22 protein-coding genes are annotated in these 19,571 nt (G+C 72.9%); 12 read left to right on the plus strand and 10 right to left on the minus strand.

Features of this window, described 5'->3' with window-relative positions; all coding sequences use genetic code 11:
* Positions 1–43: 43 nt before the first annotated feature.
* Complete coding sequence (locus AB0J40_RS19100; RefSeq protein ID WP_364454517.1) at positions 44–1,522, plus strand: hypothetical protein; 1,479 nt, start codon at positions 44–46, stop codon at positions 1,520–1,522.
* Positions 1,519–2,070, plus strand: coding sequence for a hypothetical protein (locus AB0J40_RS19105; RefSeq protein WP_364454520.1), 552 nt, complete (start codon positions 1,519–1,521; stop codon positions 2,068–2,070). Before AB0J40_RS19100 ends, AB0J40_RS19105 begins: the two co-directional genes overlap by 4 nt.
* Here the strand turns inward: AB0J40_RS19105 and AB0J40_RS19110 are convergent.
* The 3 genes from AB0J40_RS19110 to AB0J40_RS19120 are packed head-to-tail and all read right to left on the minus strand — an operon-like array spanning position 2,058 to position 4,069.
* Positions 2,058–2,492 carry a VOC family protein gene (locus AB0J40_RS19110; RefSeq protein WP_364454523.1) on the minus strand — a complete coding sequence of 145 codons (435 nt, stop codon included), beginning with the start codon at positions 2,490–2,492 and terminating at the stop codon, positions 2,058–2,060. The genes AB0J40_RS19105 and AB0J40_RS19110 overlap by 13 nt on opposite strands.
* Complete coding sequence (locus tag AB0J40_RS19115) at positions 2,485–3,198, minus strand: SDR family oxidoreductase (RefSeq protein WP_364454525.1); 714 nt, start codon at positions 3,196–3,198, stop codon at positions 2,485–2,487. Before AB0J40_RS19115 ends, AB0J40_RS19110 begins: the two co-directional genes overlap by 8 nt.
* A gap of 1 nt (position 3,199) precedes the next feature.
* Complete coding sequence (locus tag AB0J40_RS19120; protein WP_364454528.1) at positions 3,200–4,069, minus strand: DUF427 domain-containing protein; 870 nt, start codon at positions 4,067–4,069, stop codon at positions 3,200–3,202.
* 67 nt (positions 4,070–4,136) lie between these two features.
* Between AB0J40_RS19120 and AB0J40_RS19125 the strand changes: the two genes are divergently transcribed.
* Together AB0J40_RS19125 and AB0J40_RS19130 are read left to right on the plus strand one after the other, a co-directional pair.
* Positions 4,137–4,661: a CGNR zinc finger domain-containing protein gene (locus AB0J40_RS19125; RefSeq protein ID WP_364454530.1), complete on the plus strand. Its 525-nt coding sequence runs from the start codon at positions 4,137–4,139 to the stop codon at positions 4,659–4,661.
* A gap of 11 nt (positions 4,662–4,672) precedes the next feature.
* Positions 4,673–6,349 carry an MOSC and FAD-binding oxidoreductase domain-containing protein gene (locus tag AB0J40_RS19130; protein WP_364454533.1) on the plus strand — a complete coding sequence of 559 codons (1,677 nt, stop codon included), beginning with the start codon at positions 4,673–4,675 and terminating at the stop codon, positions 6,347–6,349.
* 3 nt (positions 6,350–6,352) lie between these two features.
* On the opposite strand, the gene AB0J40_RS19135 is transcribed toward AB0J40_RS19130, so the two are convergent.
* The gene (locus tag AB0J40_RS19135) at positions 6,353–6,922 is read right to left on the minus strand and encodes a GNAT family N-acetyltransferase (RefSeq protein WP_364454536.1); all 570 of its coding nucleotides are present in this window, start codon (positions 6,920–6,922) and stop codon (positions 6,353–6,355) included.
* A 116-nt stretch (positions 6,923–7,038) separates the two neighbouring features.
* Here AB0J40_RS19135 and AB0J40_RS19140 point away from each other — a divergent pair, with 116 nt between their 5' ends.
* The gene (locus tag AB0J40_RS19140) at positions 7,039–7,503 is read left to right on the plus strand and encodes an anthrone oxygenase family protein (RefSeq protein WP_364454539.1); all 465 of its coding nucleotides are present in this window, start codon (positions 7,039–7,041) and stop codon (positions 7,501–7,503) included.
* 18 nt (positions 7,504–7,521) lie between these two features.
* On the plus strand, positions 7,522–8,487 hold the full coding sequence (locus tag AB0J40_RS19145; RefSeq protein ID WP_364454542.1) for a LysR family transcriptional regulator: 966 nt from the start codon (positions 7,522–7,524) through the stop codon (positions 8,485–8,487).
* On the opposite strand, the gene AB0J40_RS19150 is transcribed toward AB0J40_RS19145, so the two are convergent.
* A complete protein-coding gene (locus AB0J40_RS19150; RefSeq protein ID WP_364454545.1) occupies positions 8,477–9,325 on the minus strand; it encodes a carbohydrate-binding protein in 849 nt (282 codons plus the stop codon). The two genes, AB0J40_RS19145 and AB0J40_RS19150, sit on opposite strands and share 11 nt — an antisense overlap.
* 818 nt (positions 9,326–10,143) lie before the next feature.
* Here AB0J40_RS19150 and AB0J40_RS19155 point away from each other — a divergent pair.
* The 3 genes from AB0J40_RS19155 to AB0J40_RS19165 all read left to right on the plus strand — a co-directional run bounded on the left by AB0J40_RS19155 (position 10,144) and on the right by AB0J40_RS19165 (position 12,316).
* The gene (locus AB0J40_RS19155) at positions 10,144–10,581 is read left to right on the plus strand and encodes a helix-turn-helix domain-containing protein (protein WP_364454547.1); all 438 of its coding nucleotides are present in this window, start codon (positions 10,144–10,146) and stop codon (positions 10,579–10,581) included.
* On the plus strand, positions 10,578–11,078 hold the full coding sequence (locus AB0J40_RS19160; RefSeq protein WP_364454550.1) for a hypothetical protein: 501 nt from the start codon (positions 10,578–10,580) through the stop codon (positions 11,076–11,078). The genes AB0J40_RS19155 and AB0J40_RS19160 overlap by 4 nt, the downstream gene beginning before the upstream one ends.
* A 125-nt stretch (positions 11,079–11,203) precedes the next feature.
* The gene (locus AB0J40_RS19165; RefSeq protein ID WP_364454551.1) at positions 11,204–12,316 is read left to right on the plus strand and encodes an MAB_1171c family putative transporter; all 1,113 of its coding nucleotides are present in this window, start codon (positions 11,204–11,206) and stop codon (positions 12,314–12,316) included.
* Here AB0J40_RS19165 and AB0J40_RS19170 read toward each other — a convergent pair.
* The 4 genes from AB0J40_RS19170 to AB0J40_RS19185 form a co-directional block, all read right to left on the minus strand.
* Positions 12,222–13,178 carry a catechol 2,3-dioxygenase gene (locus AB0J40_RS19170; RefSeq protein WP_364454554.1) on the minus strand — a complete coding sequence of 319 codons (957 nt, stop codon included), beginning with the start codon at positions 13,176–13,178 and terminating at the stop codon, positions 12,222–12,224. The two genes, AB0J40_RS19165 and AB0J40_RS19170, sit on opposite strands and share 95 nt — an antisense overlap.
* A gap of 10 nt (positions 13,179–13,188) precedes the next feature.
* Positions 13,189–14,208 (minus strand): 4-oxalomesaconate tautomerase, encoded by a 1,020-nt coding sequence (locus AB0J40_RS19175; RefSeq protein ID WP_364454557.1) that lies wholly within the window; start codon positions 14,206–14,208, stop codon positions 13,189–13,191.
* Entirely contained in the window at positions 14,205–14,909 is a 705-nt protein-coding gene (locus tag AB0J40_RS19180) for a 4-carboxy-4-hydroxy-2-oxoadipate aldolase/oxaloacetate decarboxylase (protein WP_364454559.1), read from the minus strand. The genes AB0J40_RS19175 and AB0J40_RS19180 overlap by 4 nt, the downstream gene beginning before the upstream one ends.
* A gap of 588 nt (positions 14,910–15,497) precedes the next feature.
* Positions 15,498–16,175 (minus strand): GntR family transcriptional regulator, encoded by a 678-nt coding sequence (locus AB0J40_RS19185; protein ID WP_364454562.1) that lies wholly within the window; start codon positions 16,173–16,175, stop codon positions 15,498–15,500.
* A gap of 74 nt (positions 16,176–16,249) precedes the next feature.
* On the opposite strand from AB0J40_RS19185, the gene AB0J40_RS19190 reads away from it, so the two are divergent.
* From AB0J40_RS19190 to AB0J40_RS19200, 3 genes are all read left to right on the plus strand, one after another.
* On the plus strand, positions 16,250–17,026 hold the full coding sequence (locus AB0J40_RS19190; RefSeq protein ID WP_364454563.1) for a DUF1932 domain-containing protein: 777 nt from the start codon (positions 16,250–16,252) through the stop codon (positions 17,024–17,026).
* A gap of 83 nt (positions 17,027–17,109) precedes the next feature.
* Entirely contained in the window at positions 17,110–17,304 is a 195-nt protein-coding gene (locus tag AB0J40_RS19195; protein ID WP_364454566.1) for a hypothetical protein, read from the plus strand.
* 14 nt (positions 17,305–17,318) lie between these two features.
* Positions 17,319–18,428: an MFS transporter gene (locus AB0J40_RS19200; protein WP_364454568.1), complete on the plus strand. Its 1,110-nt coding sequence runs from the start codon at positions 17,319–17,321 to the stop codon at positions 18,426–18,428.
* Here the strand turns inward: AB0J40_RS19200 and AB0J40_RS19205 are convergent.
* The gene (locus AB0J40_RS19205) at positions 18,388–18,816 is read right to left on the minus strand and encodes a hypothetical protein (RefSeq protein ID WP_364454571.1); all 429 of its coding nucleotides are present in this window, start codon (positions 18,814–18,816) and stop codon (positions 18,388–18,390) included. The two genes, AB0J40_RS19200 and AB0J40_RS19205, sit on opposite strands and share 41 nt — an antisense overlap.
* Positions 18,817–19,571: the final 755 nt, after the last annotated feature.

Consider the following 19,571-nt stretch of genomic DNA (forward strand, 5'->3'; position numbering starts at 1 on the left):
ATCTCCCGTAGGCTGAGCGGCGTACCGGATGGCTGGGGGGCGGATGGACGAGGCGCAGGCGATTTCCACGGTCGTGTCGTGGATCCGGTCCACCGGCATGGACTACCCGACCGAAGGTCTGGAAGCGGAGCGCTTCGAAGTGGGCTGGTGCGTCTACGCACCGGTCGCCGTCGACGACAGCGATCCCTTCGCGTTCCTCGAACTGCCGGTCGGGCAGACGCTCTTCCTGGTCGGCGACTCCGGGCGGGTCAAGCTCGTGTCGTCGTCGACCCCGCCGCGGACCGCGCAGGACGAGTTCGTCTTCGAGGAGCTTGCCGCCCGGCCGGCCGCGCCGGGGTCCGAGGCGGCCGCGTTCATGACCCAGTTCGAGCTGGCCTTCCGCGACGCCGCCGCCGGCGGGCCGCCGGTCTTCCGCGAGTTCCACCACGTGCCGCCGGACGACGACGCCGAAGCCACCGCCGCCGAGGCCGCGCGGCTCATCGACCCGATCGTGCGGGAGCTGGCGCGGCTGGGCCCGCCCGGGTGGGAGCAGCTGACCGCCGAGTTCTCCGTCACGGTGTCGGCCGAAGTGGCTCAGCTGCGGTTCTGGGTCGGCGAGGGTTCGGGGCTCGTGCCGGTGCCGCGGGCGATCGCGGAGCTGGTCCGCCGTCAGCGGCAGGTCGCGGCGCGGATGCCGGCCGGGCCGTGGTGGCGGCTGCTGCTGGCCGTCGCCGACACCGGCGAGACCAGCGTCGAGTACGACTACGGCGACGAGCCCTTCCCCGACGACCAGCTCCTCGCCGCCGGCCACTACCGCAACGACCTCGACGCCTACCCCCGCCCGCGCGTGCCCGTCTGGCTGGCGGGTTACGCCGCCGGCCCCGGCGCGCAGGGCCGCAGCCCGCGCCGGGCCGCGTTCGCGTCGGACGACACCGAGTTCGCCGTGGCCGCGTCCGGGGTCCCGCCCCTCGACGACCTCTGGACGCGGTGGGCGGTGCTCTCGGCGGTCTTCGCCGGCCTCGGCTCGGAGTGGGGACCGCGGATCCACCCCGGGTACGCCTGGTTCGAAGACGACCACCGCAGCGGGTCGACGCTCTACGTGCTCCCGGGCGGCCGCGCGGTGCTGTCGGGCGGGCGGTGGAACTCCCCGCTGCTCGAGGCCGCCTACAACGGCGGGCGCCCGCTGCCCGACCTCTACACCGGGGCGCCCGCGTGGGTCACCGACCCCGTCCTCAACACCCGGACCCGCAACGGCCTGCTGAGCTTCTGCTTCTGGTGGACCGGCGACCGGTGGTTCCGGGGTCCCACCCACACCACCGGCGAGCTGACGTCGCCGCTGCCGCCGGTCCGGTCCGCCGAGGAGACCGTCCACGCGATGGCGGCCGAGGCCGGGTCCACCGCCGCCTGCCGGCACCTGCTCGACGCGGCGGGCCGCCGCGAAGCCACCGTCGAGGACGTCATCGCGGTGCTCGAAGCGCGGCCCGGCACCGACGTCTTCGCCGCCGCCGACCAGCTCAGCCTCGCCGGGCTGCTCGAACCGTGATCGTCACGTTCGCCGAAGACCACATCTGCTTCCGGCAGTACCCGTTCGCGGGCGCGAGCGTCCACCCGACCGGGGTCGTCACGCCGGACCGGATCCGCGACGCCGAGCCGGGAGCCACGCCTCCGGAAATCCGGACCACGCGGGGCGAGACGCTCTTCGTGCCGCACGACCGGCGCGCCGAGCTCGAGGAGTTCGGCCACCGCCACGGAATCGCCGTCGTCCGGCGGCGGGACGTCTGGGCGGACCTGCTGGAACCGTTCCTCGACACCGAGATCGGCGCCGAGGCCGAGCGCGCGACCGACGAGCGGCTGCACCGCGCCGGGATCCCGCGGCCCGAGGTGAGGCGCATCCGCGACCGGCTCACGCCGCTGATGACGGCGTACAACTTCGACAGCATGCTCTGGGAGTGGGCCTACCTGGGGCTGTTCCACCTGCTGAGCGCGGTGAACGGCCCGCTCGTCCCGCCCGGGATCCGGGCCGGCGTCGGCGATCCGGCGAAGGTCCACGCCTGGGCGATGGACATCGCCGAACGCGGTCAGCGGGGGTGACCGCGTTCCTGGACGGTCCACGTGTTGCCGTCCGGGTCGGCGAAGCCGAAGAAGCTGGCGTAGTCGCGCCGGCCGGGATCGGCGCCGGGCGCGAAATCCCCTTGCCAGTCCGCGGACTTCTTGTGCCGCAGCCCGCTCACTCGCACGCCGCGGGCGGCCAGTTCCTCGTGGGCCGCCTCGATGTCGGTCACCACCAGGTAGTGGTCCCGCGCCGAGCCCGGGGCCGCGGCGGTCAGGCCGGTCCCGAGCTGGACCGACGCCGCCGACCCGGGCGGGGTCAGCTGGACGACCCGGAAACCGTCGTGCGGCGCGTAGTCGACGTCGAGGCCGAACCCGACCTGCTCGGTGTAGAACCGCACGGCCCGGTCGACGTCGGCGACCGGCAGGGTGAGGACCTCCAGCCGGAAGGCGAGCTCAGACAAGGGACTCACCTCCGTCGACGCCGAGCGACACCCCGGTCAGGAAGGTGCTGCCGAGCGCGAAGACGACGGCTTCGGCGATCTCCTCGGGCCGTCCGACGCGCCGCGCCGGGCTGGTGGCCGCGCGCGCGGCGAACAGCTCGGCCTTCTTCCGGTCGCCGAGGGCGTCGTAGGCCCCGGTGTCGATCGTTCCCGGCGAGACCGCGTTCACCCGGATCGGTGCCAGCTCCACCGCGAGCCCGCGGGTCAGCGCGTCGACCGCGGCGTTCGTGGCGCCGACGGCCAGCATGCCGGCGGCCGGCTTGCGCGCCGACGATCCCGAGAAGAACACGAACGAGCCGTCTTCGGGCAGCCGCGGCGCGAAGTGCTTGGCCAGCAGCAGCGGACCGAGCACCTTGACGTCGAACGACCGGAGCACGACGTCGTGGGCGAGGTCGGCGGCCGCGCCGCGGGCCCGGGCCGACGCCGTCGAGACGACGTGGTCGACCCGGCCGAGCCGCTCGGCGAGCGCGGCGACCGAGGCTTCGTCGGTCAGGTCGACGGTGGCCGCCGTGACGCCCGGGTCGTCGTAGGCTGCGGCCAGGGCGGTTTCGTCACGCCCGGCGACCACGACGGTGGCTCCGGCTTCACGGACGCCGAGCGTCACCGCGCGGGCGATGCCGCTGCCGCGGCCAACAACGAGCACGGTGCGGTCCTTCAAGGCTGTCATGTCAGTTGCCCTTCCTGGTCAGCAGCTCGTCCGGGTCCAGGCCGCGGTCGATGCCGTGCGGGGTGACGGTCTGGCCCGGTTCGAGCGCGAGCTTGCGGCCGTCGAGCGTCACGTCGACGACGTCCGGCTCGAAGGACACGAACCCGGACACCCGCTCGACCTCGGGCCACGCCTCGGGGTACGACCAGGCCGCGCGCTTGCCGTCGCCGATGTCGAAGTAGCCGGCCAGCCCCTTGTAGGGGCAGAACGTCTCGCCCTCGACCGGTGTCAACGCCGTCAGGTCGATGTCCTCGCGGGGGACGTACCAGCGCGGCGCGAAGCCGGACTCGTAGAGCACGACCGGGCGCCGGGTCTCGGCGACGACGCGGTCGCCGTCGCGCACGACGAGGTGGCGCGAGGTCTGCCGGATGTCGATGCGGTGGTACGGGTCGGCCGCGTGCCCGACGATCCGCTCGTCCTCCTCGTAGAAGGCGTCCATCGCCCGCCAGGCGAAGGCGACGCGGTCGCGCAGGACGTCCGCGTGCCCGGGGAGGCCGGTGTATCGCCACGCCGCGCGTGGCGCCTGCCGCTCGCCCGCCCGGACGGTGAACCACTCGGTGGGGCCGAGCTCGCGGTGCGTCGTCGTCCGGTTCTCGGCGGCGAGCACGTCTTCGCGGACGTCGGCGAGCGGGAAGTACGCCACCGGGTAGCGGCCGGGCTCGTGCAGCAGGACGACGTCCTCGCTGTCGGCGACCCACTCGCCGGCGAACCGCACGCGCATCCGCCGCCGCAGCGGCTCGGCGAACAGCAGCCGCTCGGGCAGCGGCTGCTCGACCAGGAAGTGCCCCACCGACCGCGTGGCCAGTGGTCCTTGCTGCCAGGCCAGTCCCATCGTCCTAACCCCTCTAATCGACTTTGATGGTTAGACATGCAAGCACCCGTGCTGTAACCTGTCAAGCATGAGTTTGGAGGTTAGGCTGACGACGGCCGACGAGACGCTGCTCCTGGACCTGCTCAACACGACCCCGGTGCGCGACGGAGTCCCCGCGGACGACCTGGCCGGCCCGGAGGCCGCCCGGGCGTGGCTCGCCGCCCACGGGCAGCCGGCCACCGGCGACGAGCACCGGGCACTGCTCGAAGCGCGAACCGTGCTACAGGGGATCGTGCGCGGCCAGGACGCGCCCGCCTCCGCCGCCCGGTTCGTCGACGACGTGAGCTACCGGGCGGCCTTCGGCGACGAGGGCGTCGAATGGGTGCTCGACGTCCCCGCCGGCCGCTCCGCCGCCGCGCGGGCCGTCCTGGCGTGGGACGCGCTCGCCAAGGCCGGCCCCGGTCGGCTGCGCCCGTGCGCCAACCCGGAGTGCCGGCTGTTCCTGATCGACCACAGCAAGCCCAACAGCGCCCGCTGGTGTTCGATGGCCGTGTGCGGCAACCGCATGAAGGCCCGGCGCCACTACCAGCGCTCCCGCACCGCGGCGGACTGAAGGAGACGACCATGGCCCGGTTGGTGTCACTCAACGTCGGGATGCCGCGGGACGTGCCCTGGGAGGGGCGGACCGTCCACACCGGAATCTTCAAGTACCCGGTCGAGGGCAGGCGCATGGTCCGCCGGCTCAACGTCGACGGCGACGGCCAGGGCGACCTGGGCGGCCACGGCGGCGAGAACCGCGCGGTGCTCGTCTACCAGCGCGAGTCCTACGAGCACTGGCGGCGCTTCCTCGGCCGTGACGACCTCGAGGACGGCCGGTTCGGCGAGAACTTCACCGTCGACGGCCTGCCCGACGACGAGGTGCACATCGGCGACCGGTACCGGATCGGCGAGGCCGAGTTCGAGGTCACCCAGCCGCGGGTCACCTGCTTCCGCGTCGGCATGCGCCTGGGCGAGCCGCGGATGCCGTCGCTGCTGGTCGCCCACCACCGGCCGGGCTTCTACCTGCGCGTCATCACCGAAGGCCACGTCCAGGCCGGCGACGAGATCGTCCGCACCCGGACCGGCCGCCACGAACTGAGCGTCGCGGACGTCGACGCGTTGCTCTACCTGCCGGGCCGCGACCGCGACACGCTCCGCAAGGCCGTCGACATCCCCGCGCTCAGCCCCGGCTGGCAGGCCTCGTTCCGCGACCTCCTCGCCTCGCGGCCCGCTGCCGCACCGAGCGGGTGGCGCGGCTTCCGGCCGTTGCGCGTGGCCCGGGTGGTGCCCGAGAGCACGACGGTCGCGTCGATCCACCTGACCGCCGACGACGGCGCCCCGCTCCCCCGGCCCGAGCCCGGCCAGTACCTCACGCTGCGCGTCCCCGGCGCCGGCGACCCCGCGCCGGTTCGCAGCTACTCGCTGTCGGCGGCGCCGTCGGACCGCGAGTACCGCATCAGCGTGAAGCGCGACGGCGTGGTCAGCAGCTACCTCCACTCGCGCCTGGAGCCCGGCGCGCTCGTGGACGTCGCGGCGCCGCGCGGCGACTTCGTCCTGGCCGACGACGACCGGCCGGTGGTGCTGCTGTCGGCGGGCATCGGCGTGACTCCGGTCCTGGCGATGCTGCACGCGCTCGCGGCCCGCCGGAGCCCGCGGGAGGTCCGGTGGGTGCACACCGCCCGGTCGGCGGCCGAGCACGCGTTCGCCGCCGAGGCCCACCGGCTGGTGACGAGCCTGCCCCACGGCCGCGAGCACGTGCACTACACGGCGGAGCGCGGCCGGTTGACGGCCGACACACTGTCTGCTTTGGACCTGCCCACCGAGGGCACCGCGTACCTCTGCGGCCCGGACGCGTTCATGACGGCGATGCGGGAAGCCTTGGTGTCCCTGGGCTTCGACGCGTCCCGAGTCCACAGTGAACTGTTCGGCGGCGTGTCGGCGATCAACCCCGGACTGACCGGTGTCGTCCGGAAGACCCCGCACGCACCGGCGGGCGAGGCGGGGACCGGGCCGGCGGTGACGTTCGCACGCAGCGGCATCACGGTGCCGTGGAGCGAGCGGTACCCGAGCCTGCTGGAGTTCGCGGAGGCGTGCGACGTGCCGACGCGCTGGTCGTGCCGGACCGGCGTCTGCCACACGTGCGCGACGCCGCTGTTGTCGGGCGGCGTGGACTACGCCCCCGAGCCGCTCGAGCCGCCGGCGGCGGGCGAGGCGCTCGTCTGCTGCTCGCGGCCGCTTGAGGACGTCGTCCTGGACCTGTAGAAGTCAGCGGAGGTCGAGCCGCATGAGCCAGCGGACGCGCCGGTCGGCACGCGCGGCGGTCGGCCGGACGCGTGCGAAGCCCGCGGCCTCGAACAGCGTCGTCGTGCCGACGTGGGCCGCGCTCGAGGAGATGCGCTCGCCTTCGGTGTCGACCGGGTAGCCCTCCACCGCCGGTGCGCCGCACTCGCGCGCGTAGTCCACCGCGCCTTGGAGCAGCGCGGCCGACACCCCGCGGCGCCGATAGGGCGCGCGGACCACGAAGCACACGACGCTCCACACCGGCAGGCCGTCGAGCGGCGGCATCGTCCGCGACCGATTCAGCCGTTCCATGCTCGAGCGCGGCGAGATGCCGCACCACCCGGCCGGCGTCTCGCCGTCATAGGCGAGCACGCCCGGCGCCGGCTCGTCCGCGCAGAGCCCGCGGACCCGGTCGGCCCGCTGCTCCCCGCGCAGCGCGCTGTACTCGGCCGAGGTGATCCGGTAGGCGAGGCACCAGCAGGCGCGGTCGTTCCCGCCGGGGTTGAGGATCGCGGCGACGTCTTCGAAGCGTCTGGCCGGGCTGATCGAGAGCATGGCATCACCGTAGGATCGGATTCCCGGCGAAGCTCGTCCAACGCGCGCGAGCGGCCGTTCGGCTGACGATTTGTCGACTCCGGTCACAGCCGCTGCCGCGGGCACGTCAAGGCGGTATGAGGACTCTCGCGACAGCCACCACCGCGGCGTTCGCCGGCGCCGCCTTGCTGAGCCAGACGGTCATCGTCCCCTCTTGGCGGGCGGCGCCGCCGGAGGTGTTCCTGGCCCGCTTCGCGACCGAAGGGCCGATCACCGGGTTGACGGTGTTCCCGTTCGAGCTGGCTTCCCTGATCTTCCTGGGCATCGCCACCGCGAAGCGCCACCAACCGGTCCGGCTGTGGGCGGCGGCGACCCTGTGCCTCGCCGGGACTTTCGCGCTGCTGCTGTACTTCGTGCCGACCAACTCCGCGCTGCTCGACCCCGCGTTCCCGCCCGGCGAAGTCGCCTCCGCGCTGACGACGTGGAACGCGGTGAACTGGGTGCGGACCGGGCTCGCGCTGGCCGGCGCGGCGTTGGCCGTCACCGCCCGACTCAGGTCGGATGTCCCCGGTGATCACCGCGCCTACAGTGGGTTCAGCTGAGCGGCACCGGGAGGCTTCGTGGACCTGGAACTGCGCCACCTGCGCATGCTCGTGACCGTCGCCGACACGCACAGCCTCACCCGCGCCGCCCGCCTCCTGCACGTCTCGCAGCCCGCGCTCTCCGGGCTCCTGCGCCGCGTGGAACGGTCCGTCGGCGGCCCGCTCTTCGTCCGCTCCCCCACCGGCTGCGTGCCCACCCGGCTCGGCGCGGACGTCGTCGCCGACGCGCGGACCGTCCTCGCCGGCGTCTCCGCGCTCACCGAGCGGCTCGGCGAACGGCGCGCGCCCACCGGGCCGCTGCGCGTCGGCGGGTACTGCGGCTTCCTGCACCTCGCGGTGTCGCGCTGGCTGCGCGACCGGCCGTGGAGCCACGGCGTGAGCGTCCACGAGGACCAGGACGAGACGGCCACCCTGCACCGGCTCGCCACCGGCGCCCTCGACCTCGCGCTCGTCTACCTGCCGCCGCTGCCCGATCCGGTGGTGCCGGCGGGCGTCGAAAGCCTCGTCGTCCACCCGCGCGAACCGGTGTTCGTCATCCTCGCCCCCGACCACCCGCTGGCCGGCGCGCGGGAGGTTCCCTTCGCCGCGCTCGCCGAGCACCCGTGGGCGGACGACCCGCCGGGCACGACGCGGTGGTCGGCGTACCTGCAGCGCGTCTGCCGCCGCCACGGCGTCGCCCTCGACCAGCCGCACCGGCCGCAGTGCCTGGCGACGCTGCTCGACCTCGTCCGCGCGGGCATGGCGGTCGCGCCGGCATTGGCGACCCGCGAAGACCGGCCCGCGAGCATCGCCGTGCGCGCGATCGAAGGCGCGCCGCTGTGGCAGGAGCTGCGGCTCTGCTACCGGCCGGGCACGCCGGTCGCGGCGCACGCCGAGGAAATCCACGCCGCCGTCGTCGCGAGCTACGCCGGCCGGCTCGGCTGCAGCGCCGCGTTCGACGCCTGGTGGCGCGAACGCGGCCGCGAGCTGCTGCTCACACGGTGACCCGCCAGGTGCTGTTCGGCGCCGGGACCTCGAAGCGCAGCGTCGAGCAGTCGTAGTCGGCCGGCCGCGGGTTCGCGGTCGGGCGCAGCGGCGAGTTCGTCGGCGACGCGTTCACCCAGTGCCCGGCGACGCGCAGCTGCAGCGAGCTGGACTCGAACACCGCGCCGCGGGCGTCCGAGCAGTAGTAGGCGTTGCCCGTCGCGGGGTTGCGCGTCGAGTACAGCTCGAAGATGTCCCAGCCCTCGTCCAGCGAGCTCTGGTCGCTGCCGCTCTGGGTGAACAGCGTGTCCCACGCGCCGGTCTTGACGTTGCGCAGAGAGGCCGTCCAGGAGTTGGCCGTCGCGTTGGTCCTGACCTCTTGCACGGTGTAGGCGGGATGGCCGTCGACGGTGCTGGTGTAGGTGGCGAGGAAAGCGCTGTCGATCGGCACGACCTTGGCGGGCGCCACCGAGCGGCACCAGTCCCACGCCCAGACCTGCGCCGCTTCGCCGAGGCCGTAGGCGGTGACGACCTCGACGCACGAGTGCCCGGTGGGCTTCATCGTGGGGGCGTAGACGACGTCGTTGCGGTTCGAGATCCGCAGGGACGGGGTGACGCTCTGGGTGACGACCAGCCCGTCCGCGCTGGTGGCGAGCTGGGGTTCGGGGCCCCAGAAGGTGTGCCGCTGCGCGACGGCTTTCCCTTGGCGCAGCTGGAGGAACCGGTCGGCCATGGGGCCGGCGGCGGCCTTCGCGGCGGCGCCGGTGAGGCCGGGCACAGTCCCCGCGGCCGACGCCGGCCCCGCCACGGCGGTGGTGACCACGACGGCACAGCACAGGACGGCAAGCAGTTTCCGCATCGGCACGTCTCCTCGTCCTCGCCGGACGAGGGCCGCCCGCGGGAATCGGAGGTTAGGCCGCGGTTTTCGTTGCGTGGCACCGACTTTCGTCGGACAGCCGGAATCGCCGCAGGCCGGCACGGACATGCGATCCGCGCCGCGGGCGGTGTTATGCCGCCGGACGGGCTACTGACTGGTCCGGTCGCACGCGCCGGCTCCTGGGCGCTTGACCGCGACGATGCGGGTCAGCGCGACCGGCCCAGCTCAGGCGGCCCGGCGCGTTCCCCTTGGTGACCCTTCACCCGCCGGAGAAGACGGCAACCTGCCCGAGGTGGTGCGTTGCCGGATCGGCGAACCCGGCGACGGCACCGGTGTGGAGCTTCGCCAACGCCCTCTGGTGGCAGGTGCGCCGCCCTTCGGCACACCACCCGCCGGACGGGCTACTGACTGGTCCGGTCGCACGCGCCGTCTCCTGGGCGCTTGACCGCGACGACGCGGGTCAGCGCGACCGGCCCGGCATGGTCGAGCATCGACGTATAGACCGTTATACGAGTCAACTGCACGAGGGGCGGCGTTCCGCACGCCGGTTTCGAGACGGCGGCGAGCGCCACGGGGTCGTCGGAGGTTCAGGTTCGCTGCCCCGCAGGGCAGCCGGCGCCTCCGATGCAGTGGGCGTAGAGCAGTGCGGCGGCCCCCACCACGGCCAGCCGTCCGTTCAGCTTCATCTTCGGGTGCTTCCTCGGAATGTGAACCGCCCCCTCGCCCATTCACATCAGTTGGTGAACTCGGCCGAGATCGTAAACTGACGTGGGCGACGCGGTCAACGGTAGACTCGCGCCATGCCGGAGGAGATCGCCGCGGGGACACTGGCGGCGAAGCTGAATCACCTGTTCGGGGTCGTGCGGCCCGCCGACGGTGACGAGTACACCTTCGACGAGGTCGCCGAATCGATCCGCGCGCAGGGCGGTCCCACGATCTCGGCCACCTACCTGTGGCAGCTGCGCAAGGGCCTGCGCGACAACCCGACCAAGCGGCACCTCGAGGCGCTCGCCGGCTTCTTCGGCGTGCCTCCCGCGTACTTCTTCGACGACGCCGAAGCCGAGCGCATCGACGCGGAACTGACGCTGCTCAGCGCGCTGCGGGACGCCCCGGTCCGGCAGATCGCCCTCCGCGCGCGCGGCTTGTCGGCGAAGAGCCTCGAAGCGATCAGCGACATGGTCGACCGGGTCCGCGAGCTCGAGGGCCTTCCCGAACCGGCGAGCGACGCCGACCGATGACCTCCCGGCGCCGGCTGCGGCACCGGTTCGCCGCGGTGCTGCGGGACCTGGGCCTTCCGCCCGGGTTCGACGTGCGGACGCTGTGCGCGGCGCTGGGCGAGCGCCGCGGCCGCCCGATCCGGCTGCTGCCCCTGCCCGGGCTGTCGGAGGTGTGCGGCCTGTGGATCGCGACGGCCACGACGGACCTGATCGCGTACGAGAAGCACACGAGCGCCCCGCACCAGGACCACATCGTGCTGCACGAGATCGGCCACATGCTGTGCGACCACTACCCGGCGACGCTCACCCCGGCCGAGCAGGCCCACGTCCTGCTCCCCAACCTCGACCCGGCGATGGTCCGCCGGGTGCTGGGACGCGCGGGGTATTCGAGCGCCGAGGAACGGGAGGCGGAGCTGTTCGCGTCGATGCTGGGCCAGCACACGGGGTTCGCCCAGCCCGGCGACTCGGCGGCGGACCGGCTGCGCTCGGCGTTGGAGGACGGCGGCGACCGTGGGTGAACCGAGAAGGTGCGCCGGCCAGGCGGCCACGCCCGGCCGATCCGCGGCACCGCCCCTCCGCCGGAGCGCGGCGACCGTGAGTGAACCGAACGCCGGCGGGAGTCCGGTCGCCACGACGAACCGCGATGCCCATGGGTGAACTCGTCCGCCGCTACGGGCCCGCCGTCCTGGCCTGGGCCCTCCTGCTCTGGCTGCGCCCGAGCCCCACCCCCGGCCGCCGGCTCGTGCGGTGCTGCGTGCTCGGCCTCGCCGTCTCGCAGACCGCGCTCACCCCCGCCGTCCGTTCGCTCACCCGCGCGCTCGGCGCCGCCAGCGTCGAACTGCTCGTCGCCCACCTCGCCATGGTCGGGGCGGTCTGGGCCGGCGCCCGGCTCCTGCTCACCCTGCACGGGCTCCACGCAAGCGCCCGGCGGCACACCGCCTGGGCCGCCGCGGGCGGCGCCGCGATGGTCACGCTCTTCGTCCTGGCCCCGAACATGATGCCGCAGTCGCCGTTCGTCATGGAGTACTGCATCGCCTACGCCGTTGCGCTCCTTCCCGAGTTCGCGGTCATCGCGGTGCTGTGCCTGCAGGACGCGCGCCGCTCCCCCGACCGGATCCTGCGCGCCGGCCTCGGGCTGGTCGTCGCCGGGGTCGTCGCCGCGGCCGGCTACATGGTGATCCGGACCGTCATCGCCGTCACCGCCCGCGCCCCGTTCAGCTTCGACTACGGCCGGGGGTTCCTGCTGAGCAAGGCCCTCCCCACCGCGGCCCACGTGCTCGTGCTCGTCGGCGTCGGCGTGCCCGCGGCGGCCGGCTGGCTGCGCCGGTACCGCCAGTACCGCCGGCTCGCCCCGCTCTGGCTCGCCCTCTACCGCGCGGAGCCCGCGATCGCGCTCGAACCGCCGCGCACCACCCCGTTCCCGACGCGGCTGCACCTCTACCGGCGCGTCATCGAGATCCGCGACGGCCTGCTCGCCATCCGCCCCCACCGCACCGGCTCCGGCACGGGCGAACACCAGGAAGCCGCCGAGATCGCCGCCGCCCTGCACGCCCGCGAGCAAGGCGAACCACCGCTCGCGACCGAGCCGGCCGTCCAAGGTGGACAGGACCTCGGCAGCGACACCGAGTACCTGTGCCGCGTCGCCGACGCCTACCGCGAGCTCACGCGACCGGCGGCGTCCCGTGCGTATGGAACGACTCGATCGTCTTCAACCCCCACGCCTGCCCCTTCGCGCGCTCGGCCTCGGTCCAGGTGACCGGCTCCCAGTCCGGCGCGAAGATCAGCCGCGCGGTCGGGTTGCACAGCTCGATGCGGTTGCCGCCGGGCTCGTAGACGTAGAGGAAGAACGTCTGCTGGATCGCGTGCTTGTGCGGCCCGGTCTCGATGTGGACGTCGTTGTCGAGCGCGATGTCGGCCGCGCGCAGGATGTCCTCGCGCGTGTCGGTGGCGAACGCGATGTGGTGCAGCCTGCCGCTCGAGTTCGTCCAGTCGTTCGTGTAGACGAGGTCGTAGGACTTCTGCGCGAAGTGCGTCCACTGCCCCGAAATCACGCCGCTGTCGAGCCGGATCTGCTCGGTGACGCGGCCGCCCAGCGCGTCGCAGACGAACCGGCCGTTGGCCTCGGCGTCCCGGGCCAGGTAGTTGACGTGGTCGAGGCGCCGGACGCCGACCCCGCGCCCCGGGTACGCCTGCGCCTGGTTCTTCAGCGCGGGCCGCAGGTGCTCCGGCGGCCGGTAGCGCTCGGTCTCCCAGTAGATCTCGAGCTCGTGGCCGTCGGGGTCGCGGAACAGGTAGGTCGCGCCGATCCCGGTGTCGCCGTCGACCCAGCCGATCCCGAGCCCGCGCTCCTCGAGGGCGACGACGCGCCGCTTGAGGGCCTCTTCACTGGACGCGCGCAACGCCGTCCGCCCGACCCCGGACGTCTTCGCCGCGGTGAGCTTCAGGCTGTGGTGCTCGTAGTCGTCCCAGGTGCGCAGGTAGACGGAGTCGCCGTCGGTACCGTTCTCGGTCAGGCCGAGCACGCGGACGAAGAAGTCCAGGCTCCGCTCCGGCTCCGGCGTCAGCAGCTCGACGTGGCCGAGGTGCGCGATTTCGTGGCGCGGCGAGGGATCGGGCATGGACAGCTCCTCAGGGACGCGGGAAAACGGTGCCGTCGAACAGCTTCCGCGCGGTGCGGATGACGGTCGACCTGCGGACGCGGGAACCTTCGAACTCGATCGCCACGGCGAGCTTGCCGCTCGGGTGCTCGATCTGGACGGGCTCGCCGTCCGCCGGCTTGCGGAGCAGCTCGGCCCCGACGGCGCCCTCGAGCAGCAACGCCGTCACCACGCTGACCCCGCCGAGCACACCGATCGACGGGTGCTGCTTGACCGGGATGAACGTGCGGGTCGCGATGGCGCCGCCGTCGCGAGGCGCGGAAACGAGCGTCGTCTTGGGGACCGACGAGCCGCGGACGTCGCCGAGGCCCATCAGCTTTCCCGCTTCGATGCGCAGGGCGTCGATCCGGTCGGCCAGTCCCGGCTCCTCGCCGAGGTCCTCGGCGCGGGCCACGACGACCGGCATCCCGTTGTCCACGCAGGTGACGGCGATGCCGCCGATGTCGTCGCGGACGTGGCCGGTGGGCAGCAGGCTGCCGCAGACCGAGCCTTCGGTCTCGGTGAAGTCCAGTTCGACCGGGGCCGCGGTGCCGGGCACGCCGGAAATGGCCGTGTCCCCGCTGTAGTCGACTTCACCGCCGGGGGTGGCGAACGTCGAGACGGCGATGGTCCCGGTGTTGACCAGCCGCACGCGCACGGTGGTGCGGTCCGGGCCGGCGGGCACGAGCCCGCGTTCGACGGCGAACTGCCCGACACCGGCGAGGAGGTTGCCGCAGGTCTGCCGGTCGGAGACGGTGGGCTCTTCGACGCCGAGCTGCAGGAACAGGTAGTCGACGTCGTGGTCTTGACCGTCCGCTTCGGACACGATGGCGACCTTGCTGGTGACCGGCTGGGCCCCGCCGAGACCGTCGATCTGGCGCGGGTCGGGGGTGCCCATGATCCGCATCAGGAGGTTGTCGCGGGTGCGCGGGTCGGCGGGGAGGTCCTCGGCGAGGAAGTAGGCACCTTTGGAGGTGCCGCCGCGCATGAGCATGCAGCGCACGCCGGTCATGCCTGCTCCTTCTCGTAGTCCTCGGCGGTCAGGTACCGGACACCGAGGGCCTCGAGCTTTTCGCGCAGCCCGTAGCGGTCGAGGCCGAGCTGCCCCTGGGCGAACGCTTCCCGTGCGGCGGCTTCCTTTTCCAGCCGGGCCTGCGAGGCCTTCAGTCCGGTTTGGACGTCTTCGCGGCGCACGCGCAGGACACCGTCGTCGTCGGCGAGGATGGCGTCACCCGGGCGGATGAGCTGGCCACCGATGACGACGGGCACGTTGACGGCACCGGCGGTCGCCTTGACGGTGCCCTGCGCGCTGACGGCGGCCGACCAGACGGGAAAGCCGAGCGCGCGCAGGTCGGCGACGTCCCGGACGCCGGCGTTGATGACGAGGCCCCGCACGCCCCGGTACCGCAGGGCGGTGGCGAAGAGCTCGCCGAAGAGCCCGTCGCGGCAGGGGGAGGTGGTGGTGACCACGAGGACATCGCCTTCGCGGCACTGCTCGACGGCGGCGTGGATCATGAGGTTGTCCCCGGGCCAGCAGAGCGCGGTGACGGCGGTACCGCCGATCCGCGCGCCGTCCTGGATCGGGCGGAGATCGGAGCCGAGCAGCCCAGAGCGCCCAAGAGCCTCGTGAACGGTGGCGACGCCGTAGTCGGCCAGCTGCGCGACGTGCGCGAGGTCGGCACGCGGCGGATCGGTGACGATGACGGGCTTCATACGGGTTACGGTACGGTTCGGTAGACGAAATTGTCAACAATCTTGGCGCCAGCTGTGGCCTGGGGATGGAGGGCAAGCCTCATGCCGGCGCGGGCGCAGGCGGGAAACTTCCGCGGCACCCTCACTGGCGGGAGCGCGAACCTCCGCAGCACCACCGCCCTCGCGGCGCGCCGGCCTCACGAGTGCAGCGCGAACCTCCACTGCGCAACCGCCACCACCGCACCGACCTCACGGGCGCGAGAGCGAAACCTCCGCAGCGCAACCGCCTCGCGGCGCGCCGACCTCAGGTGCCCAAGTGCGAACCTCTGCTGCGCCACCGCCAAGCCGACCCCACGGGCGCGAGCGCAAACCTCCCCAGCGAAACATCACCACCGCGCCGGCCCACGAGGGCCAATCCCACGCAGCGCCGCCGCCATCGCGGCGCGCCGGACCCACGGGCGCAAACGCGAACCTCTGCTGCACCACCGTCAAGCCGGCCCCACGAGCGCAAGCGCCAAACCTCCCCAGCACAACCGCCCTCGCGGCGCGCCGGCCCACAACCGAAGTGCGAGCCTCCGCAGCGCCACCGCCGTCACCACCGCGCCGACCTCACGGGCGCAAGTGCGAAACCTCCGCGGCATCGGCAGCCTTGAGCGCCTCGATCACGCTCGCCAGGTGCACCCGCGCCGCCTCGGCCGCGCGGTCCGGGCGGTGCGCGCAGATCGCGTCGATGATCGCCAGGTGCTCCGGCAGCGACACCTGCGGCCGGCCGGGGCGCATCGCCAGGCGGAACTGGTGGCGCACGCTCTGCCCGCGCAGCCGCTCCAGCACCTGGGCCGCCGTGCGCTGACCGCTGATCTCGCGAACCCGGCGGTGCAGCCGCTGGTTGAGACCCGAATACCCGACCACGTCGCCGGCCGCCACCGCCTGCTGCATCAGCTCGCCGAGTTCTTCCAGCTCGTTGATCTCCGCATCCGAAATGCGCTCGGCCGCCTTCGCCGCGCACAGCGACTCCAGCATCATCCGGACCTCGGAAATCTCGACGGCCTCCGCCAGCGACACCGCGCGCACCCGGGCACCCCGGTTCTGCACGCGCTCGACGAGCCCTTCGTTCGTCAGCTCGATCAGCGCCGCGCGCACCGTCGCGCGGCTCGCGGCGAACTGGGCGGACAGGTCCGCCTCCACCAGCCGCTGGTTGGGGACGAACTCGCCCCGGACGATCGCGTCGCGGATGGCCGCCACCACGGAACGCTCCCCCGGCTGCCGGTCCGCAGCACTCTCGGTCATACCCCGACTCCGTTGTTGACAATATTGTCGAACACATCGTGTACTCGATCGTAGCTTGTAGAGAGGATTCTGCTATGTCCGGAACCATCGCGGTACTCGGGCTCGGCGAGGCGGGCAGCGCGCTCGCCCACGACCTGGTCGCCGCCGGGGCCGTCGTGCGCGGCTACGACCCGGCCGTTCCCGCCGCCGAAGGGGTCGTCGCCACGGGCTCCGAAGCGGACGCCGCCGAGGGGGCCGACCTGGTGCTCAGCGTGAACAGCGCACACGCGGCCGTCGACGCGCTCGAAGCCGGCCTGGCCGGCGTCAAGACCGGCGCCGCCTGGGCCGACCTGAACACCGCCTCCCCGGGCACGAAGCGCACACTCGCCGCCATCGCCGCCGAGCACGGCGTGCCGTTCGCCGACATCGCGATCATGGCGCCGGTGCCGGGGCGGGGCCTGCGCGTACCGATGCTCGCCACCGGTGTCGCCGCCGAGATCGTCGCCAATTTGCTCAACACGTTCGGCGCCACGGTGGAGGTCATGGCCGGCGACGCCGGCCTCGCCGCCGAGCGCAAGCTGCTGCGCAGCGTGTTCTTCAAGGGCATGTCGGCCGCCGTGGTCGAGGCGCTGACGGCCGCGCGTGCCGCGGGCTGCGAAGACTGGCTGCGCAAGATCATCGTCGACGAGCTCACGGCGGCGAACGCGGCGACCGTCGACCGGCTGGTCGACGGCTCCTACAAGCACGCCGTCCGCCGCACCGCCGAGATGGCGGCGGCCGCGGAGATGCTGGCCGAGCTGGGCGTGCGAGCCGACGTCGCCGGCGCCTCCCGGGACCAGCTCGCGTACATAGCAGATTCACAGGATTGTTAACAATCTTGCCGCGACTCTTGTGGGCAATATCTCAGCCAATGTAGCTTCGGACTTCTTCGCTGCCCCGGACGAAAGGGACGAGGATGTCCACACGAGAACTCGGCGGCACGGCCGCCGCCACGGTCCGGCTGTCGATCCGGGTGACCGCGTTGTGCTGGGTCCTCGTGCCGCTGGACGGCCTCGACCTGTTCGTCTACGGAGCGACGCTGCCGGGCGTGCTGGCCGACAAGGGCTTCGGCCTGACCGCGGTCACCGGCGGGACCATCGGGGCAGCCTGACGACGTTCGGGATGATGCTGGGCGCGCTCGCGTCCGGGATCCTCACCGACCGCACCGGGCGCCGGAAGATCATCATCACCGGCGTCACGGTGTTCTCGCTGGCCGCGGCCGCGTGCGCCGCCGCGCCTTCGGTCGAGTTCTTCGGCGCGGCGCGGTTCGTGGCCGGGATCGGGCTCGGCGGCCTGCTGCCGTCGGCGATCGCGATGGTCATGGAGTACGCGCCGGCGTGGCGGAAGAACCTAGCCGTCACGACGGTGATGACGGCCCACCAGGCCGGCGGCGCGCTGGCCGGCGCGCTGGGGATGACGCTCGTGCAGTCGCTGGGCTGGCGCTCGGTGTACTGGATCGGCGCGCTGCTGCTCGTGGTGGTGCTGCCGGCGGTCGTCTTCCTGCTGCCCGAGTCGCTGACGTTCCTGCTGGCCAAGGGCAGGACCGACCGGGCTCAGGCCATCGCGGACAAGTACGCGGTCTCCCTCGGCACGTTCGCGCCCGAACCGGCCGAAGACCGGCGCGGCGGCCTGCGCGGCCTGTTCACGCCGTCGGTGCGGATGACGACGCTGCTGTTCTGGATCGCCTCCTTCGCCGGCCTGCTCCTGGTGTACGGCGTGAACACCTGGCTGCCGACGATGATGCGCGGCAGCGGCTACAACCTCGGTTCCGCGATCAGCTTCCTGCTGGTGATCAACCTGGGCGGGATCGCGGGCATGCTCGTCGCCGGACGGCTCGCCGACCGGTTCGGCGCCCGGCCGGTGGCGATCGTCTGGTTCGCGCTGACCGCGGGCGGCGTCGGCCTCCTGGCCATTCACCTGCCGCTGGGCGTGACGTACGTGGTCGTGTTCCTCACCGGCGCGTGGCTGTTCAGCGCGCAGACGCTCGTCTACGCGGCGGTCGGCGCGTACTACCCCGCCGACAGCCGGGCCACGGCGCTCGGCTGGGTGTCCGGCGTCGGCAGGCTGGGCGCGGTGTTCGGCCCGTGGTTGGGCGGCATCCTGGTCGCGAGTGGACTGCCCTCTTTGGGCTTCGCGGTGTTCGCGATCGCGGGCGTGCTCGGCGCGGCCATGGTGAGCCTGGTCCGCCGCGCCGTCAGTGTGGGCGAGGAGCGCACCACAGCACGGTCGGCTTGACGATGGCGAGGACGAGCGTCGCGACGGCCGGGACGAGGGTCAGCAGCAGCCCGACGAAGCCGGGGAACAGCCCGGCGCCGTAGTGCCCGATGCCGACCAGGTCGACCACGACCGTCGCGACGGCCACGAAGATGGCGAACCCGCTGCCGACGATGGTGAGCAGGCGGCCGGCCGGCTTGCGCAGGAAGAGGAGGATGCCGCCGGGCAGCAGCGTGCCGACGAGGATCAGGTTCTCGACCAGGGCGACGACGAAGAGCCAGTGCAGGAAGCCGAGGCTGGAGATCCCGATGACGCCGGTGATCAGGCCGAGCAGCGAGGCGAGCCCGCCGAGGACGGCGAGAACACCGGCGATGATGGCGGTGGCCCCGCTGGGTTGCGGTGGCTGCATGCCGTAGCCGGGGTAGGGCGCGGGCGGGTAGGGGCCGAACCCGGGCTGGCCGGGATACGGCTGCGGCGCCGGGAAACCGCCCGACGGCGAGGGGTACGGCTGCTGGCCCGCTCCCGGCTGGACCGGGAAGCCGCCGGCGGGCGCGCCGTACGGCTGCTGACCGGCACCTGGCTGCGCCGCGAAGCCGCCCGAGGGTGCGGGATACGGCTGTTGGCCCGGGTTCGGCTGAGCGGGAAAGCCCTCCGAAGGCGCAACAAACGGCTGCTGACCAGCCTCCGGCTGCGCCGCGAAACCACCCGAAGGCGCGCCAAACGGCTCGCCCGCTCCCGGCTGTGCCGCGAAGCCGCCGGAGGGCGCGCCGTACGACGGGCCGGCCCCCGGTTGAGAGGGAAAACCGCCCGAAGGCGCACCATATGGCTGCTGACCGGCACCCGGCTGTGCCGCGAAGCCGCCCGAAGGCACGCCGTGAGACTGCTGGCCCGGGTCCGGCTGCGCCGCAAAGCCACCCGAAGGCGCGCCATGAGGCTGCTGGCCCGGTCCGGCGTACGGCTGCTGCCCCTGCGGCCCGGGGTACTGCGGATTCGTCATGACGTCCTCGGTCTCGGCTGCCCGCCCCCAACGGTGCGCCGACTCCGGCCCCCGGCGGTTCGGCCGCAGTCTCTCATGCGAGGCCGGCCTGCCGCCGAAGCGTCTCAATCAGGTCAATCTCGTCGTAGATATTGTCAACAATTTCATCGACGATTAGTGTGCGAGTA

Origin of the sequence: Amycolatopsis sp. NPDC049691, from assembly GCF_040675005.1 — a bacterium.
GTDB lineage: Bacteria > Actinomycetota > Actinomycetes > Mycobacteriales > Pseudonocardiaceae > Amycolatopsis.

Coding starts and splice junctions, on each gene's coding strand:
- AB0J40_RS19205 (WP_364454571.1), bottom strand. CDS start 18,816: ATGCAGCCACCGCAACCCAGCGGGGCCACCGCCATCATCGCCGGTGTT.
- AB0J40_RS19200 (WP_364454568.1), top strand. CDS start 17,319: ATGCTGGGCGCGCTCGCGTCCGGGATCCTCACCGACCGCACCGGGCGC.
- AB0J40_RS19165 (WP_364454551.1), top strand. CDS start 11,204: ATGCCCATGGGTGAACTCGTCCGCCGCTACGGGCCCGCCGTCCTGGCC.
- AB0J40_RS19120 (WP_364454528.1), bottom strand. CDS start 4,069: ATGGGACTGGCCTGGCAGCAAGGACCACTGGCCACGCGGTCGGTGGGG.
- AB0J40_RS19160 (WP_364454550.1), top strand. CDS start 10,578: ATGACCTCCCGGCGCCGGCTGCGGCACCGGTTCGCCGCGGTGCTGCGG.
- AB0J40_RS19135 (WP_364454536.1), bottom strand. CDS start 6,922: ATGCTCTCGATCAGCCCGGCCAGACGCTTCGAAGACGTCGCCGCGATC.
- AB0J40_RS19140 (WP_364454539.1), top strand. CDS start 7,039: ATGAGGACTCTCGCGACAGCCACCACCGCGGCGTTCGCCGGCGCCGCC.
- AB0J40_RS19130 (WP_364454533.1), top strand. CDS start 4,673: ATGGCCCGGTTGGTGTCACTCAACGTCGGGATGCCGCGGGACGTGCCC.
- AB0J40_RS19150 (WP_364454545.1), bottom strand. CDS start 9,325: ATGCGGAAACTGCTTGCCGTCCTGTGCTGTGCCGTCGTGGTCACCACC.
- AB0J40_RS19170 (WP_364454554.1), bottom strand. CDS start 13,178: ATGCCCGATCCCTCGCCGCGCCACGAAATCGCGCACCTCGGCCACGTC.
- AB0J40_RS19125 (WP_364454530.1), top strand. CDS start 4,137: ATGAGTTTGGAGGTTAGGCTGACGACGGCCGACGAGACGCTGCTCCTG.
- AB0J40_RS19185 (WP_364454562.1), bottom strand. CDS start 16,175: ATGACCGAGAGTGCTGCGGACCGGCAGCCGGGGGAGCGTTCCGTGGTG.
- AB0J40_RS19100 (WP_364454517.1), top strand. CDS start 44: ATGGACGAGGCGCAGGCGATTTCCACGGTCGTGTCGTGGATCCGGTCC.
- AB0J40_RS19115 (WP_364454525.1), bottom strand. CDS start 3,198: ATGACAGCCTTGAAGGACCGCACCGTGCTCGTTGTTGGCCGCGGCAGC.
- AB0J40_RS19190 (WP_364454563.1), top strand. CDS start 16,250: ATGTCCGGAACCATCGCGGTACTCGGGCTCGGCGAGGCGGGCAGCGCG.
- AB0J40_RS19195 (WP_364454566.1), top strand. CDS start 17,110: ATGTCCACACGAGAACTCGGCGGCACGGCCGCCGCCACGGTCCGGCTG.
- AB0J40_RS19175 (WP_364454557.1), bottom strand. CDS start 14,208: ATGACCGGCGTGCGCTGCATGCTCATGCGCGGCGGCACCTCCAAAGGT.
- AB0J40_RS19180 (WP_364454559.1), bottom strand. CDS start 14,909: ATGAAGCCCGTCATCGTCACCGATCCGCCGCGTGCCGACCTCGCGCAC.
- AB0J40_RS19155 (WP_364454547.1), top strand. CDS start 10,144: ATGCCGGAGGAGATCGCCGCGGGGACACTGGCGGCGAAGCTGAATCAC.